At 68.6% G+C, this 14,948-nt stretch carries 16 protein-coding genes; 7 read left to right on the top strand and 9 right to left on the bottom strand.

Translation table 11 applies throughout. The features are described from left to right. Window positions 1–746 precede the first annotated feature (746 nt). Window positions 747–1,385, bottom strand: coding sequence for a methyltransferase domain-containing protein (locus AB0J95_RS44555; RefSeq protein WP_364771835.1), 639 nt, complete (start codon window positions 1,383–1,385; stop codon window positions 747–749). A 69-nt stretch (window positions 1,386–1,454) separates the two neighbouring features. On the opposite strand from AB0J95_RS44555, the gene AB0J95_RS44560 reads away from it, so the two are divergent. The 4 genes from AB0J95_RS44560 to AB0J95_RS44575 all read left to right on the top strand — a co-directional run bounded on the left by AB0J95_RS44560 (window position 1,455) and on the right by AB0J95_RS44575 (window position 4,380). After that, window positions 1,455–1,988, top strand: coding sequence for a GNAT family N-acetyltransferase (locus tag AB0J95_RS44560; protein ID WP_364771837.1), 534 nt, complete (start codon window positions 1,455–1,457; stop codon window positions 1,986–1,988). 112 nt (window positions 1,989–2,100) lie between these two features. Beyond that, complete coding sequence (locus AB0J95_RS44565; protein ID WP_364771839.1) at window positions 2,101–2,418, top strand: transcriptional regulator; 318 nt, start codon at window positions 2,101–2,103, stop codon at window positions 2,416–2,418. 1 nt (window position 2,419) lies between these two features. Beyond that, complete coding sequence (locus AB0J95_RS44570; RefSeq protein WP_364771841.1) at window positions 2,420–3,574, top strand: hypothetical protein; 1,155 nt, start codon at window positions 2,420–2,422, stop codon at window positions 3,572–3,574. Window positions 3,575–3,576: 2 nt separating this feature from the next. Further along, window positions 3,577–4,380 carry an ESX secretion-associated protein EspG gene (locus tag AB0J95_RS44575; protein ID WP_364771843.1) on the top strand — a complete coding sequence of 268 codons (804 nt, stop codon included), beginning with the start codon at window positions 3,577–3,579 and terminating at the stop codon, window positions 4,378–4,380. Window positions 4,381–4,982: 602 nt separating this feature from the next. Here the strand turns inward: AB0J95_RS44575 and glpD are convergent. Next, window positions 4,983–6,728: a glycerol-3-phosphate dehydrogenase gene (glpD, locus tag AB0J95_RS44580; RefSeq protein ID WP_364771845.1), complete on the bottom strand. Its 1,746-nt coding sequence runs from the start codon at window positions 6,726–6,728 to the stop codon at window positions 4,983–4,985. 222 nt (window positions 6,729–6,950) lie between these two features. Between glpD and AB0J95_RS44585 the strand changes: the two genes are divergently transcribed. Next, window positions 6,951–7,691 carry an MIP/aquaporin family protein gene (locus tag AB0J95_RS44585; RefSeq protein ID WP_364771847.1) on the top strand — a complete coding sequence of 247 codons (741 nt, stop codon included), beginning with the start codon at window positions 6,951–6,953 and terminating at the stop codon, window positions 7,689–7,691. A gap of 15 nt (window positions 7,692–7,706) precedes the next feature. Next, the gene (gene glpK / locus AB0J95_RS44590; protein ID WP_364771849.1) at window positions 7,707–9,218 is read left to right on the top strand and encodes a glycerol kinase GlpK; all 1,512 of its coding nucleotides are present in this window, start codon (window positions 7,707–7,709) and stop codon (window positions 9,216–9,218) included. A 56-nt stretch (window positions 9,219–9,274) separates the two neighbouring features. Here glpK and AB0J95_RS44595 read toward each other — a convergent pair whose 3' ends face one another. The 4 genes from AB0J95_RS44595 to AB0J95_RS44610 form a co-directional block, all read right to left on the bottom strand. Beyond that, the gene (locus tag AB0J95_RS44595; protein WP_364771850.1) at window positions 9,275–9,997 is read right to left on the bottom strand and encodes a hypothetical protein; all 723 of its coding nucleotides are present in this window, start codon (window positions 9,995–9,997) and stop codon (window positions 9,275–9,277) included. Window positions 9,998–10,111: 114 nt separating this feature from the next. After that, on the bottom strand, window positions 10,112–10,711 hold the full coding sequence (locus AB0J95_RS44600; protein ID WP_364771851.1) for a class F sortase: 600 nt from the start codon (window positions 10,709–10,711) through the stop codon (window positions 10,112–10,114). A gap of 184 nt (window positions 10,712–10,895) precedes the next feature. Continuing rightward, complete coding sequence (locus AB0J95_RS44605) at window positions 10,896–11,507, bottom strand: hypothetical protein (protein WP_364771853.1); 612 nt, start codon at window positions 11,505–11,507, stop codon at window positions 10,896–10,898. A 189-nt stretch (window positions 11,508–11,696) separates the two neighbouring features. Continuing rightward, entirely contained in the window at window positions 11,697–12,134 is a 438-nt protein-coding gene (locus AB0J95_RS44610) for a histidine phosphatase family protein (RefSeq protein WP_364771855.1), read from the bottom strand. Between the two features lie 49 nt (window positions 12,135–12,183). Between AB0J95_RS44610 and AB0J95_RS44615 the strand changes: the two genes are divergently transcribed. Then, entirely contained in the window at window positions 12,184–13,047 is an 864-nt protein-coding gene (locus AB0J95_RS44615) for an LLM class flavin-dependent oxidoreductase (protein ID WP_364771857.1), read from the top strand. A 24-nt stretch (window positions 13,048–13,071) separates the two neighbouring features. Here the strand turns inward: AB0J95_RS44615 and AB0J95_RS44620 are convergent, their stop codons facing one another. The 3 genes from AB0J95_RS44620 to AB0J95_RS44630 form a co-directional block, all read right to left on the bottom strand. Next, window positions 13,072–13,686, bottom strand: a complete 615-nt coding sequence (locus tag AB0J95_RS44620) for a class F sortase (protein WP_364771977.1) — start codon at window positions 13,684–13,686, stop codon at window positions 13,072–13,074. A gap of 3 nt (window positions 13,687–13,689) precedes the next feature. Further along, the gene (locus AB0J95_RS44625) at window positions 13,690–14,049 is read right to left on the bottom strand and encodes a hypothetical protein (protein WP_364771859.1); all 360 of its coding nucleotides are present in this window, start codon (window positions 14,047–14,049) and stop codon (window positions 13,690–13,692) included. 694 nt (window positions 14,050–14,743) lie between these two features. Next, window positions 14,744–14,948: hypothetical protein (locus AB0J95_RS44630; RefSeq protein ID WP_364771861.1), on the bottom strand; the 205-nt coding region annotated here is incomplete at its 5' end.

Genomic DNA, 14,948 nt, shown 5'->3' on the forward strand with positions numbered 1-14,948 from the left:
CCCTGTCCCAGCCACTACGGACTGCGGGCCGACCCACCCCACCCGAACGCGGCCTCAGTCGCAGCCCCACTACAGACCGCAGGCCACCCATCCCCGCCCGAAGGCGGCCGCTGTCGCACCCCACTGCAGACTGCGTACCGACCCACCCCGTCCGAACGCGGCCCCTGTCGCACCCCACCACAGACCACGTGCCAGCCCACCCCACCCGAACGCGGCCTCAGACGCACCCCCGCTACAAACCGCGGGCCAACCCACCCCGGCTCACCGCGCCGTCCCGCCCAGCCTGATGGCCGCTCTCCACTCCAGATCAGATCACCCACCCACCTCAAGCCCGATCACGCATTCCAGCGTCGGGCCCGACCCACCAGGCATTCCGGGCCGGACCTGGTTGCGGCGCCTGCTCGATTTCGTGCGGGGTGGCGGCGCACATAAGCTCTCCGGCGGGGCAGGTCGCAGACCTGTCCCCTTGTTCCTGCCCGTGCGCCGCAGGGGTCCCCGCACAAAATCGAGCAGGCGCCGCAACCGCTCAACCGAGCCATAAGCGGCCCCCACAAACGGCACCCATGAGCCCCCACCCCTGCCACCCCAAACGGCACCGCCTCGCCTACTCATGATCGGCACCCTCACCCCACCCACCTATGAGCGGCACCCACAGGCGGCACCACAAGCCTCCGCGCCAGCCGCACCCACCCACAAGTGGCACCCACCAACTTCCGCGCCAGCCTCCACCCACCCAGCAGAGCCCCTCAGCCCTCCTTCGAAGCCAGCAAGTAAGCCCGCGGCCGCGTCTCGGTCTCATCCGGCTCCCGCAACAACTTCGCGTACAGCGCCAACCCCGCGGCCTCCAGAAGCGAAATCACCTGATCGGGCGACCGGAAGTAGTAGTGCAGCGACACCTCCCCACCAAATGCCTCGGTCAGGTGCATCTCGTTCCCCTCCCCGGCCTGGAAAGCCAGCAGCACCTTCCCCCCGGGCGCCAGCACCCGGTGGAACTCCGCGAACACCTGCGGCAGCAACTCCGTGGGAATGTGGATGGTCGAGTAGTAGGCGACGATCCCGCCCAGCGTGCCGTCCGGGATGTCCAGCGCCAGCATGGATCCCACCTCGAACCGCAGCTCCGGGTGGGTCTGCCGGGCGACGGCGATCATCTCGGTCGACAGGTCGATGCCGTAGGCGGTGCGGCCCAACCCGTTGAGGTACGCGGTCAGCTCGCCGGGACCGCAGCCGATGTCGGCGATCATGCCCGTGGTGTCCTCGGCGAACGCGGTGAGCGCGCCCCGGTCGAAGGGCTTGCCGCCGAGCTCGTCCTTGCACAGCTGGGCGTAGTGGTTCGCGACGGTGTTGTACGAGGTCCGCGTCGTGCTGATGAAGTCGGGTTCGATCACGGACGGCAACCTATCGCCCCAGGAACCTTCCGGCCGGAATTGTCGGTGGGTGGGTCTAGCGTTGTCGGTGTGGAACCCATCGAGATCAACGCGGGCACGTACTACCTGCGCGCGTTGCGGGCGGACGGCCAGATCGACGACCGGCCGGCGATCGTGGCCGCGTTCGCCGATCCGGAGATGCGCCGATGGGTGGACGACTACCGGATCGAGGACCTGGCGGACGCGGACGCGTACGTGCAGCGGCGGGACGCGCAGTGGGCGGACGGGGTGCGGTGTTCGTGGGCTGTGGCAGAGCCGACGACCGGCGCGCTGCTCGGCGAGGTCGACTTACGCGGGCTCGACGAGGGCCCCGAGGGGGCGCAGGCGGCGTGCTGGACGCATCCGGAGCACCGGGGCCGCGGGGTGGCGGCCACGGCGCTGGCGGCGGCGATGCGGTTCGGTTTCGGCTTCCTGGGCCTGACCAAGATCGGCTACCAGCACCTGGCGGACAACGTGGGTTCCCGCCGGGTGGCGGAGAAGTGCGGGTTCAAGTTGTCCGGCGAGACGGTGGAGCACCGCGACGGGGCGGAGGTCCGGTTACTCCATTGGGTCGCCGTCAACTGACCGGATGTCCACCGATCCGGGGACATCTTGGTGACGAATGAACCGATAGTCGTTTCCGAGCGTCAAAGCCGGATACGGTGTTCAGGCGAACAGGCTCGCTTGGGAGGGCGGCGTGGCAAACGAGGGTCTCCAGTTCGATCCCGCGGTGGTGCCCAGACTGCGCACGGTGTTCACGGATGCGCTGGCCAAGGTCGACGAACAGATCAAGCTCGCGGACGCCGAGCTGCACGGGCAGCCGTGGGCGGGTGATCCGGTCAGCGAGTACGCCGGGCAGCAGCTGTCCGGCAGCGCGGACGAGGCGCTGACGGCGCTGCGGTCGTACCGCGAGGCGCTGGACACGGTGGTGGGCAAGCTGACCAAGGCAGGCACCGACTACCGCGAGTCCGACCAGGACAACAACGTGTCCATGAGCCGCAAGGGCGAGGGGTGACATGACCCGCGAGGACCTGGACGTGACGCGCTGGCGTGGGTTCAGCCACGCCGAGCTGTACCGGCTGTTACACAGCGGCCCGGGGGCCGCCGCGGCCGCGGTACCGGCCGGCCGCTGGGCTCAGCTCGCCGGCACGTTGCACGATGTCAGCCATGACCTGGCGCAGGCGATCGGCCAGGCACGGTCGCTGTGGGCGGGCGACGCGGCGAACGCGGCGTTCGCGCAGCTGACCGGCGCCTCCGACTGGGCCGGACCGGCCGCGGACAAGTCGGCGCGGATGCAGTCGAGCGTGGAGCAGCAGGCCGACCACCTCGGCCGGGCGCGCGCGGCCATGCCCGCGCCGGGTTCGCCGCCGACGCCGCAGCCGGATCCCCTGGTGGCGCCGGTGGTGCAACTGCTCGGCATGCAGTCCGACCACGAGCCGATCGAACGCGCGTCCACGGAAGCGGCGCGTAAGGCGTTCGAGGTCATGCAGGCCTACCAGGACGACACAACGTCCACAACGGACTCTTTGGTGACGTTCACGGAAACCGTTGACACCGAGGGATATCACCACGGTCGACGGCGCAACCAGGTGAGTGTGCAGGAGTTCGTCGAGCACCAGGTGACATCTCCATCCTCGGCCTCGGCCTCGTTCACGCCGCACTCGTGGGTGGAGGGTGGCCGCTGGTCGCATGCCGGTGGATCGACTTCGCAGGCGAGCGCCGGGTTCGTCCCGCCCGCACCGCCGGAGGTCGAGGTGTACCGGGCGGCGCCGTTGCAGGCCGGGTCGATGGCCGGGCTGGAGGTCAACCCGATCGTCGCGAGCCCGCAACGAGACACGTCGTCGTCCTCGCGCCGGTCGTCGTCCTCAGCCGGCGCCGGGAGGCTGTCCGGTTCGCTGGATCTTCCGCCTGGCGCGGCCCCACCGCCGCCGACGCATTCGGCGGCCGCGATGTCTCCTGCCGCCGCACCGGTTTCCGGTGGTTCGGCCGACCGGGTCGCGCCGCGCCGGGTGGATCCGCTGCTGTCCGGGTTCACCGAGGACGCGGCCGAGCCGGTACGTCAGGCCGCGCGGCGCCGCCGGGACGAGGACGAGAAGATCACGGAGAGTGTCGAGGGTGCGGGGTCCGAGGTTCCCCCACCCGTGATCGGGAACGGGCCGTATCGTCAGTGACGATGTTCGACACAGGACTTGACGACGCCGGGCTGGGCGAGCCGGTCACGTTGACCGCGCTGGAGTTCGACGTGCTCTGGGAGCACCTGGATCTCGGTGACATGCCGTTGATCCTGAAGGTGCCTTCGCCGGGCAAGACGAACACCGAGCGTGCGATGCTCGTGCAGTCGGCGTGGGAGTCGCTTTCCGCCAAGGGGCTGGGGCGGTCGGTGGACATCGATCCGCAGCTGGCGCAGGCGCTTCGGGTGATCTCACGGCCGGAGCGGGAGATCGACGGCCGGTTGTGGCTCGGGCACAGCGTCCGCGTGCTGGCCGCGGCGACCGAGGAGTCCGGCGTGCTGGCGGTGCAGGAGGGCGACAAGCTCGTCGTCCGCGCCGCCGACGGCCTCGGCCTGCCCCGCCACGCCCTTTCCGTGCTGCCACCCGCACCTGCCGGTCCCGGTCACTCGGTCACGTTGCCCAGCAAGGATTTCGAGGCCGCGGCCCGCGAAGCCACTGCCCCCAAGGACTTCGAGGCCGCTTTGCGGCGCCGCGGTGTGCGTGAGGCCGACGCCGAAGCCCTCCGGGAGATGATCGGCAACATCATCAACCAGGGCCAGTTCGGCGCCGCATCCCGCGACAAGTGGGGCCGCCGCATTCGCACCCCCCGAGTCATCAGTTTCTTCGACACCGACGCGGGCCGCTACCTCCAGGTCCGCAAAGACTCAACCCCCACCACACCCTGGACGACAATTAGCCCCGCCAACACCCGGCGAATGCTCCAGCAACTAACCGAACTCCACACCGAACTCCCCGAAACCCCCTAACCACAAGGTCCCACCGCGCCCGACCTCCAGCCACCACACGGCTCGCACCAGACGCATGGGCTTCGCCGGGCGCGTGGCCCGGACGATCACAGGTCCAAACGTGGCCAGGGCACGGCTCAGCCCAGGATCAATGTTTCGCCCGCGGAGCTTTTAGCCCTTGGGGCTCGCGCAGGCCGGGCGATCACCGGGTTCTCGCAGAGGTAGAGCGTTCTCAACAGCTTGGGCTTGTTGCACTGGCGGTGGGAGCAGCAACCAGACGCGCGGTTCGGCTCGAGACCACAACCGCGGCGGAGCTCGGGGCTCGGTGTGTTCAGCTCGAGTCATTGGGGTCGCAGGGAATGGGCCTGTCCAGCTCGAGTCATGGAACTCGCGCGGACTGGGTCGCGGCTCGGTTTGACATGGGTCCCAACGAAAAGCGACCCCGCTTTTGCCCTTCCACGCTTCAGACCCGCTTGGTGTCTCGCTTCCATCCGCGTGCCGCACGCTCGTCCCGGCCATCTTTCACATTCCTTGTGGAGGGCCTTCTGCGCATGGGTTGCGTGGTGTGGAGGCATGAAAGCCAGGCCTTCATGGGTAGAAGGCCTGGCTTGGCTGGGTTTCGGTTAGCTGACCGGTTCTACGATCTTGGATCGGGCTTCTGGGGCGGCGGAGCGCAGGGCGTCCGCGGCTTGGTCGTCGGGCTGGGTCTGGGAGTCGCGTTCGGCGTTGACGCGGGCGGTGTAGACCTCGATCTCGCGTTTGGTGGTAGCAGCGTCCCAGCCGAGGATCTCGCCCATGAGGCCGGCGACTTGCTCTGCGGTGTCGACGCCTCGGTGGGCGTATTCGATGGAGATCCTGGTGCGGCGGGCGAGGACGTCCTCGAGGTGGAGGGCGCCTTCGTGGCTCGTCGCGTAGACGACCTCAACCTGGAGGTAGTCGGGGGCCGCGGTGAGGGGTTTGAGCAACTCGGGGCGGTTGGCGGCCAGTGCCAGCAGCTCGTGGACCAGTGAGCCGTAGCGGTTCAACAGGTGCCGCACGCGGTAGGGGTGCACGCCTGCCTTGGCGGCCAGCTGGTCCGCCTGGTTCACCAGGGCGTGGTAGCCGTCCGCGCCCATGAGCGGGACCTTGTCCGTAATGGACGGTTGGATCCGGCCGGGCAGGTCGACGGAGGCCGCGTCCACCGCGTCGGCGGCCATGACTCGGTAGGTCGTGTACTTGCCGCCCGCGATGGCGACCAGGCCCGGCGAGACCCGGGCGACGGCGTGCTCACGGGACAGCTTGGAGGTCTCCTCGCTCTCGCCCGCGAGCAACGGCCGCAGACCCGCGTAGACGCCCTCGATGTCATCGTGGGTCAGCGGTGTCGCCAGCACGGTGTTGACGTGTTCGAGGATGTAGTCGATGTCCGCCTTGGTGGCCGCCGGATGCGCGAGATCCAGGTTCCAGTCGGTGTCGGTTGTCCCGACGATCCAATGACTACCCCAGGGAATCACGAACAGCACGGACTTCTCGGTCCGCAGAATCAGGCCGGACTCCGAGACGATCCGGTCGCGCGGCACCACGATGTGCACGCCTTTGCTTGCGCGCACGCGGAAACGGCCGCGGCTGCCGGATAGCCGCTGCAGCTCGTCGGTCCACACTCCGGTGGAGTTGACCACCGCGTTCGCCTTGATCTCGGTCTCCCGGCCGTCCTCCACGTCCCGCACGCGCACGCCCGAGATCCGGTCGGCCTCCCGCACGAAGCCGATGACCTGGGTGGAGATCCGGACCACCGCGCCGTAGTGCGCCGCGGTCCGCGCGACGGTCATGGTGTGCCGCGCGTCGTCCGCCTGGGCGTCGAAGTACCGGATGCCGCCGATCAGCGCGTCCCGCTTCAACGCGGGCACCATGCGCAAGGCGCCCGCTCTGGTCAGATGCTTCTGGCCGGGCACCGACCGCGCGCCGCCCATGGTGTCGTACAGGAACAGCCCGGCGGCGGTGTACGGCCGCTCCCAGATCCGGCGGGTCAGCGGGTACAGGAACGAAACCGGTTTCACCAGGTGCGGAGCGATCCGGGTGAGCATGAGCTCCCGTTCCCGCAACGCCTCCCGGACCAGTCCGAACTCGAGTTGTTCCAGATAGCGCAACCCGCCATGGAACAGTTTGGACGAACGGCTGGACGTCCCGGACGCGAGATCGCGTGCCTCCACCAGCGCGACGCGCAGGCCACGGGTGGCCGCGTCGAGCGCGGTTCCGGCGCCGACCACGCCGCCACCGATCACGACGAGGTCGAACGTCTCCTCGCCGAGCCGGCGCCACGAGTCCTCGCGCTCGGCCGGGCCGAGGCGGCCGGGGACGGTCACCGGGTCGACGGTGGGCTTTCGGCTGGCCACGGAACCCCTCCTACCCGAGTCGGCTACTCCTGACAGCCCCACGCTACCGCCATCCGCCCACAATCGCGCCCGGCGGACACGTGAGAAGGATTGCGTCGTTCAGATCATGGACAACGGCCGTTAGAGCGCACTAACGTCGCTGCTCACCGAGGGTTTGGCAGCGTTGCCCATTCGGGGCCGCGCCGTCTGCCCTGGTCCGGTTGACCGAAGCTGGAGGTGGCGATGAGCGCGGGCGAGATAATCCTCTGGGAAGTGATGGGCACCGCGGCCCTGATCCTGCTGGGCAACGGTGTGGTGGCCAACCACGTGCTGCGCGACACGCTCGGCAGCGGGTCGGGGTTCCTGTTCATCAACATCGGCTGGGGTTTCGCGGTCTTCACCGGTGCGAGCATCGCGGCACCGAGCGGGGCGCACCTCAACCCCGCGGTGACGCTGGGGCTTGCGGTCTCCGGGAAGACGCACTGGGCCGATGTGCCGATCTACTTCGTCGGCGAGATGCTCGGCGCCATGCTCGGCGCCCTGCTGTGTTACCTGACCTACAAGCTGCAGTTCGACACCAACCCCGACAACGAGAACACCCGGGGCATCTTCTGCACCGGGCCGACCGTGCGCAATCCACTGTGGAACACGGTCACCGAGGTGATCGGCACGTTCGTGCTGGTGGCCTGGATCCTGCTGAGCCCCGCCGTGAAGATGGGCACCGACGGCGTGCCGCAGTTCGGCAACTCCGCGCTCGGCTACGCGGGTGTCGCCTTCGTGGTGCTGGTCATCGGTACCTCCCTCGGCGGTCCCACCGGGTACGCCATCAACCCGGCGCGTGACCTGGGCCCACGCATCGTCTACGCACTCCTGCCGATTCGCGGCAAGGGCAGCGCGGAATGGGGCTACTCGTGGGTGCCCGTCGTCGGTCCGCTGGTCGGCGCCGTGCTGGCCGGCCTGCTCTATCTCGCTCTGCCCGTCTAGGAAAGGAAGCTCACGATGGCCCAGTACGTGGCCGCGATCGACCAGGGCACCACATCCACCCGGTGCATGATCTTCAGCCATGACGGCCGGGTTGTCTCGGTGGACCAGAAGGAACACGAGCAGATCTTCCCGAAGGCGGGCTGGGTCGAGCACGACCCGGAGGAGGTCTGGCGCAACACCCGCGAGGTGGCGGCAGGCGCGGTGGCCAAGGCGGATCTGTCTATTTCGGACATCGCCGCTGTCGGCATCACCAACCAGCGGGAGACCGCGGTGGTCTGGGACAGGTCCACCGGCAAGCCGGTCTACAACGCGATCGTCTGGCAGGACACGCGGACCGACCGGATCGTCGACCAGCTCGGCGCGCTCGGCGGCGGGCAGGAGCGCTATCGCGAGCGGGTCGGGCTGCCGCTGGCGACCTACTTCTCCGGCCCGAAGATCCGCTGGATCCTGGACAATGTGGACGGTGCCAGGCAGAAGGCCGAGAACGGCGACCTGCTGTTCGGCAACATGGACACCTGGGTGCTGTGGAACATGACCGGTGGCCCGGACGGCGGCGTGCACGTCACCGATCCGACCAACGCGTCCCGCACCATGCTGATGGACCTGGACAAGCTGCAGTGGGACGCCGACATCGCCGGTGAGATGGGCATCCCGGCGTCCATGCTGCCGGAGATCCGCTCCTCCTCGGAGGTCTACGGCAACGTCCGCGAGCGGGGCGCACTGGCCGGCGTGCCGATCTCGGGCATCCTCGGCGACCAGCAGGCGGCCACCTTCGGCCAGGCCTGCCTGTCTCCGGGAGAGGCCAAGAACACCTACGGCACCGGCAACTTCGTGCTGCTCAACACCGGCACGGAGAAGGTGATGAGCCAGAACGGCCTGCTCACCACCGTCTGCTACAAGATCGGCTCGAACGACACGGTGTACGCGCTGGAAGGATCCATCGCGGTCACCGGGTCGCTGGTGCAGTGGATCCGCGACAACCTCGGCATGATCACCACCGCCGCCGAGATCGAGGACCACGCACGGACGGTCGAGGACAACGGCGGTTGCTACTTCGTGCCCGCGTTCTCCGGTCTGTTCGCTCCTTACTGGCGTTCCGACGCGCGCGGCGCGATCGTCGGCCTGACCCGGTTCGTCAACAAGGGCCACCTGGCGCGGGCCGTGCTGGAGGCCACGGCCTTCCAGTCGCGCGAGGTGATCGACGCGATGAACGCGGACTCCGGCGTGCCGTTGACCGCGTTGAAGGTCGACGGCGGCATGGTCGCCAACGAGCTGCTCATGCAGTTCCAGGCGGACATCCTGAACGTGCCGGTGATCCGGCCGGTCGTCGCCGAGACGACCGCACTGGGCGCCGCGTACGCCGCCGGCCTGGCCGTCGGGTACTGGTCCGGTGAGGACGACATCCGCAACAACTGGGCCCAGGACAAGCAGTGGGAGCCGTCGCTGGACGAGGCCAGCCGGGACTCCTTGTACCGCAACTGGAAGAAGGCCGTGACCAAGACCTTCGACTGGGTGGACAAGGACTGACGTCCGGTCACCAGCCGCCTGCTTCCGTTTCACCGCAACGGAGGCAGGCGGTTTCGCTACTGCCATACCCATGTCGAATACAACTCCGCGTCCCACGGCGCGTGCCCGGCGGGCCAGGCGCGGTCGTAGGTGTGGTGGATCTTGAACGCCATGCCGGTACCCCGCGCGATGTACTGGTCTCGTTCGAGGGACAGCGAGAAGTCGTGACCGTTGTCGTCGTACCACCGCTCGTGCTGGCGGATGCAGGTACGGGCGCCGAGGTAGCTGTTGCTGCAGGGCGCGGGCGGGTACCAGACCTGCTCGTGCTTGAAGTGCACGACAGCTCCGTTGGCCCCGACGGTGATCGTGCCTAACGCCGTGAGGCAGTAGGCCGTCGCCGGGATCGTCCACCTCGCATAGTGCTGGCGGCCGCCGTTGGACGGAATTGCCTTGGTGCTCAGGCAGTTCTCCTCGCCGATGTACTCCTCGGTGACGGTCTGCCGGTTGAACGTGCCGTACTTGTGGTCGAAGTAGCCGTCGACCAGGACCCAGCCGCCGTCGTTGACGAAGTGCTCGCCGCCACTGGGCGGCCAGGCGCCCGGATCGCCCCACTGGATCTCGAACTCGTTGGGCGCCAACGGGATCCACGCCCACTGACTGGCCGCCGCGCCGCCCGACCACACCTGCCCGGCGTTCTTTCCGAGCATCATCGTGTAGTCGGCGTAGGTCTGCGGCGCCGCCGAAGCGGGCGCGGCCGTGGCGACGAGCAGCGCCACCACGGCGGTGAGCATGCGGATCATGGGTCCCCTTGGTACGTGACGGTGGTCCGGGACTCCTCCCACGTCCCGGACCCAAGCAGCAACCACGTTAGCGGGTACCCCCGACAATTCCGGACCGAACCGCGAATCCGCTGGTCAGACCAGTTTGGCGAAGACGATGACGTTGTCCTTGTAGCTGTGCGCGGACCGGTCGAACTCGCCGCCACAGGTGATCACCCGCAACTCGGGCCCATCGGTGTCGCCGTACACCTCGTCGGTCGGAAAGTCCTTTTTGGACACCTTCGCCACGTTGTAGACGACGAACTTCAGCGTCTTGCCGTCCTTGCGGGTGACCAGGATGTCGTCGCCGGCGGCCATCTCCTTGAGCCGGTAGAAGATCCCCGGCTTGTGGTCGCCGTCGACGTGGCCGAGGATCACCGCGGGCCCGACCTCCCCCGGGGCCGGTGCCTTGTCGTACCAGCCCGCCTGCATCGGCTGGCTGACCGGCGGGACCTGGACGGTCTTGTCCTCGTTGAGTCCCAACGGGATCAACGAGGACTTCGCGCCGATCCTCGGCAGTGACACCTCGGATGGTAGCGCGGTCGTTCCTGTTTCCGCCGCGTCCCCCTGCTGTTGCGGCGCAACGGAAACGGGGGCCAGTTGCGGTGCCGGATGCTCTGCCGAGCATCCCCCCATCACCACAGCCAGCGCGACAACCGCGCTACCAAGCCATTTCCTCATCGGTTCTGCCTCCATTGCCGGTGGAACGCCAGCACGGCCGCACCGAAGAAAGTATTCTTTCGCATGGGAGTCGCTCCCCCTGACGAATTAGCCCCCCGCTGTTTCTCACTTGTAAAGACGCCTATCCGCCGGACAGGTTGCCCGGACCAGCAAGAACAATTGCCGGGCAACCCGCGACGCCCCCACACGTCTTTCGCGCTCAGCCCTGCTTGCGCAGGCGGCGGAACGCGACCACGCCCGCGCCACCGGTGGCCAGCAGTGCCGCGCCACCGAGGGCGTAGACACCGGCGCCGGGAGCACCAGAGCCGGCCGCCTGAGCGACGACGTCGCCCCCACCGGTTTCGGCAGCGCCCTTCGGCTTCTCCGCGACCTGCGCCGGCTTCACCGCGGGGGTCGTCGGCTTGGTCACGGTGGCCTTGGCAGGCGGCTGCACGGTGCCCTCGCCGGCGGAGACGATGGAGAACTGCCTCTGGACCGTGGCGGTCCCGCACTTCAAGGTGGCCTTGTGGGTGCCCGGCTTGGCGTCCTTCCCGGACTTGACGTTCACCATGAAGATCCGGTGGCCGTCCTGCGGTTCCGGCGCCGTGAAGTCGACCGGCGCGAACACGTCCGACTCGATCCGCAGCTTGCCGATCTTCACGTCGTAGCACTCGCCTTGCAGGTGGATGGTGTCACCGGCCCGGATCGAGGTGTTGGCGTTGGCGTCGGTGACCGACAGGACTCCCGTGCTCCCCGCGTTCGCCACACCACCGGCGAGGAAAATACCGGCGATACCGAGAGCGGCCGCACCAGGGAAAGTGTTCTTACGCATTGGAGATTCCCCCAGCTTTCTGTGTTTGCCCCGTTTTGCTTTCTCACCGGTAAAGACGCCTTGACCCGGTGCGGGTTGCCGGGAAAATAAAAAGAATTCCCGGGCAACCCGCCGCGGCGCCAGGCGTCTTTTCGCCTCCTGCGGGCAAAAGAAAACCGCGGAGCAACCAGCGGGACCGCGGAGCGTCCGCTACAGCTCGTGCCACCCGCCGGTAAATGTCACCCGAGCGAGTGACGCGGGCGGAAAGTGTTGCGGCACTTGCTCTTTGAGCAGGTACCAGGCCAGCTCGTGCACCGCCGGGTTGTGGCCGATCAGCAACAGCGAGGTCACGTCGTCGTCGGCCTGCCAGACCAGCTCGCGCAGGATGTCCGCGTTGGCCTGGTAGATCGCGGGGTCGAAGTCCACCTTCGGCTGAACCGGGAGTTCGGCGGCGATCTGTTGCCACGTCTGGCGGGTACGCAAGGCCGTGGAGCACAGGACGAGCTCCGGCGGGGCCGCCGACAGCTCGCTACCGACCCGCGTGGCCTCGGTGCGGCCCATCGGCGTCAGCGGGCGGTCCTCGTCGGCCGTGCCGGGCTTGTTGGCGGCCGAGGCATGCCGGAGAATCAGCAGCGTGCGGGCGGTCATGGCGACCAGTCTGGCATTTTTGTCGGTGCCTTGGTGCAAGGTGTGGGGCATGCGATTCTCGGTGAACATTCCGAACTTCGGCGACTTCGCCGACCCGGAGACGGTGGCGGTGCTCGCGCAGGCGGTCGAGCACGCCGGGTGGGACGCGCTGTTCATCTGGGATCACGTCGTGCACGAGAAGCGGCTCGTGCGCGAGATCGCCGACCCGTGGATCCTGCTGACCACCGCGGCGATGGTGACCAGCCGGATCAGGCTCGGCACGCTGATCACGCCGGTGGCGCGCCGCCGTCCGCAGAAACTCGCCCGTGAGGTGACCACGTTGGACCGGTTGACCGGGGGGCGGATGGTGTTCGGCGCGGGCTTGGGCGACCCGGTCGCGGACGAGTACGGCGCTTTCGGCGAGCCGACCGCGCCTTCGGTGCTCGCGGCGCGGCTCGACGAGGGCCTCGACGTGCTTTCCCGGCTCTGGTCCGGGGAAAGGACCACCTATGTGGGTGATCACGTCACGGTCCGGGACGTGATGTTCCGGCCGACGCCGGTGCAACGGCCGCGCGTTCCGGTGTGGATCGGCGGGCGCTGGCCCCACCAGGCGCCGATGCGGCGGGCCGCGCGGTGGGACGGCGCCGTGCCGATGCTGTCCGGCGCCTGGCAGGCCGAACCGCCGAACCTCGACGAGGTGCAGGCGTTATGCACGTTCCTCGGCCGGGCCCGCGCGGACGTGGGCCTGACCGGCGAACCGTTCGACATCGTGGTCGGCGGCTCCAGTCCGAGCGGCGAGTGGCCGTTGCTGGACGAGCTGGCCGCGCTCGGGGTGACGTGGTGGGACGAGCGCATGCCGTTCGGCGAGCTGCTGGACCGGGTCGACCCGATCCGGCGGCGGATCGACGAGGGCCCGCCCCGGCTCGCGGCTTAGAGCTCAGGGCGGGCCGTCGCAGGTTCAGGCCGCCAGGGAGGCGAAGACGATGATGTTGTCCACGTAGCTCTTGGCGGCGTGGTCGAACTGGCCACCACAGGTGATCAGCCGCAGCTGGGCGTCCTGGGTGTCGCCGTAGACCAGGTCGGTTGGGAAGTCCTTCTTGGCCACGTGCTCCACCTTGGTGACGGTGAACCTCGCCGTCTTGCCGTCCTGTCTGGACACCAGGACCTCGTCCCCGGCGGCCAGTTCCTTGAGGCGGTAGAAGATCCCCGGCTGTTTGTTGCCGTCGACGTGGCCGAGGATCACCGCGGGACCGATCTCGCCCGGTGTGGGCGCCTTCGTGTACCAGCCTGCCTGCAGGGGTTTGCTGACCGGCGGGACCTCGATGGTCTGGTCGGCGTTGAGCCCCAACGGGATCAGCGAGGACTTCGCGCCGATCTTGGGAATGGAGATCTCCGTGGGGGTGGAGGCCGGTAGCGCGGCCGTGCCGTTCTGCGGCGGCGCGTCGGTGGCGGACGCCACGGACGACCCGGCGCCCGCGGGGTTCACGGGGATCTGCTGATCCTGCTGGCCGGAGCACCCGGCCAGCACCAGGGTGAGCGCGACAACCGCGCTACCAAGCCATTTGCGCATGATCTCTCAGCTCTGCCTGCGAAGACGGCGGTAGGCGACCGTGCCGGCGCCACCGGTCAGGACGAGGGCCGCGCCGCCGATGGCGAACAGGGCCAGGGAGTCGTCGGAGGTGCCGCCGCCACCGGTCTCCGCGGCACCGCGGGGCTTCACGACCTGCGGCGTTGCCGGCCTGGTCGTGGTCCGGGTCGGCGCGCCCGGCGAGGTGGTCACGCTCGGCGCCGCGGTCGCCGCCGGCGCGCGCGAGGTGGCGGGCGTCGGGGCTGCCGGGGAGGTGGTCGGCTGCTGCTGCGCCAACGCCGCCGGCCCGCCGACCAGCAACACACCGGCGGCGACCGCCAGACCGACCACAGTTGAACGGATACGCATCTCGGGAGCCTTTCGAACAGTGGATCAAGCTTTCCCGCAACTCACGCCCACCCACCCCCACCCGTTGCCGCGCGTTTTGAGGCACAAATCTCACCCGCCCAAGGCAACCCCCAGTCCCGCTCAAGCGTGTAAGGTGGTTGGGCTCCAGTCCACCCACGCCTAACTGTCCACAGTAGATGGATGTGGGAGGTGAGGCGGCCAGTCCTACGTTCGCTCGCCCCTGCGCGGGGTTGGCCTCCGGCCCCCAACATCCAGCGTACTCAGGGGGACCGACACTTTTCGCATCTCAAGATCGCAGCGGCCCCAGTTGTCCACAGGCGACGATCAAGCAGCCCCACAACGCTTTCCGACCAGTTGGCTAGGCGGAGCCAGTTCGGTCGACACGCGACTACCGCAGGCCATTGCGCCACATTCATACATCCCCCGACCAACATCGCCGTTCCCCTCCCGGAACACAGCCGACGCTGCGCTAGCGCGGCTGTTTGGCTTCTCAGAACCAGCGCCCAGTCGATGTGCGACCACCGCTGTTGCGCCACTTCCACATATCCGCCGTCCAGCATCGCTCGCCTCCCACACAACCGACTCCCAGCGATCTCTAGCCACCACGAGACACCCACGCCGCAGCCCGACTGGACGCTTCTCGGGTTCCGCTTGTGGGCGGTCGGCTATCGCTTGCAGTTGGCCCACTTCCACATCAGCTACCAGCACAGTTACCGGCCTCCCCGGAACCGATCCCAACTGACGCGAGCCGTCCCCAGCCACCGCGCCAGATCCACGCATCCACGCATCCGCTGACCGCCGTCCGCCAGCCCGCCAGCCCGCCAGCCCGCCAGCCCGCCAGCCCGCCAGCCCGCCAGCCCGCCAGCCCGCCAGCCCGCCAGCCCGCCAGCCCGCCAGCC

It is taken from the genome of Actinocrispum sp. NPDC049592, from assembly GCF_040675465.1.
Taxonomy (GTDB): Bacteria; Actinomycetota; Actinomycetes; order Mycobacteriales; family Pseudonocardiaceae; genus Kibdelosporangium.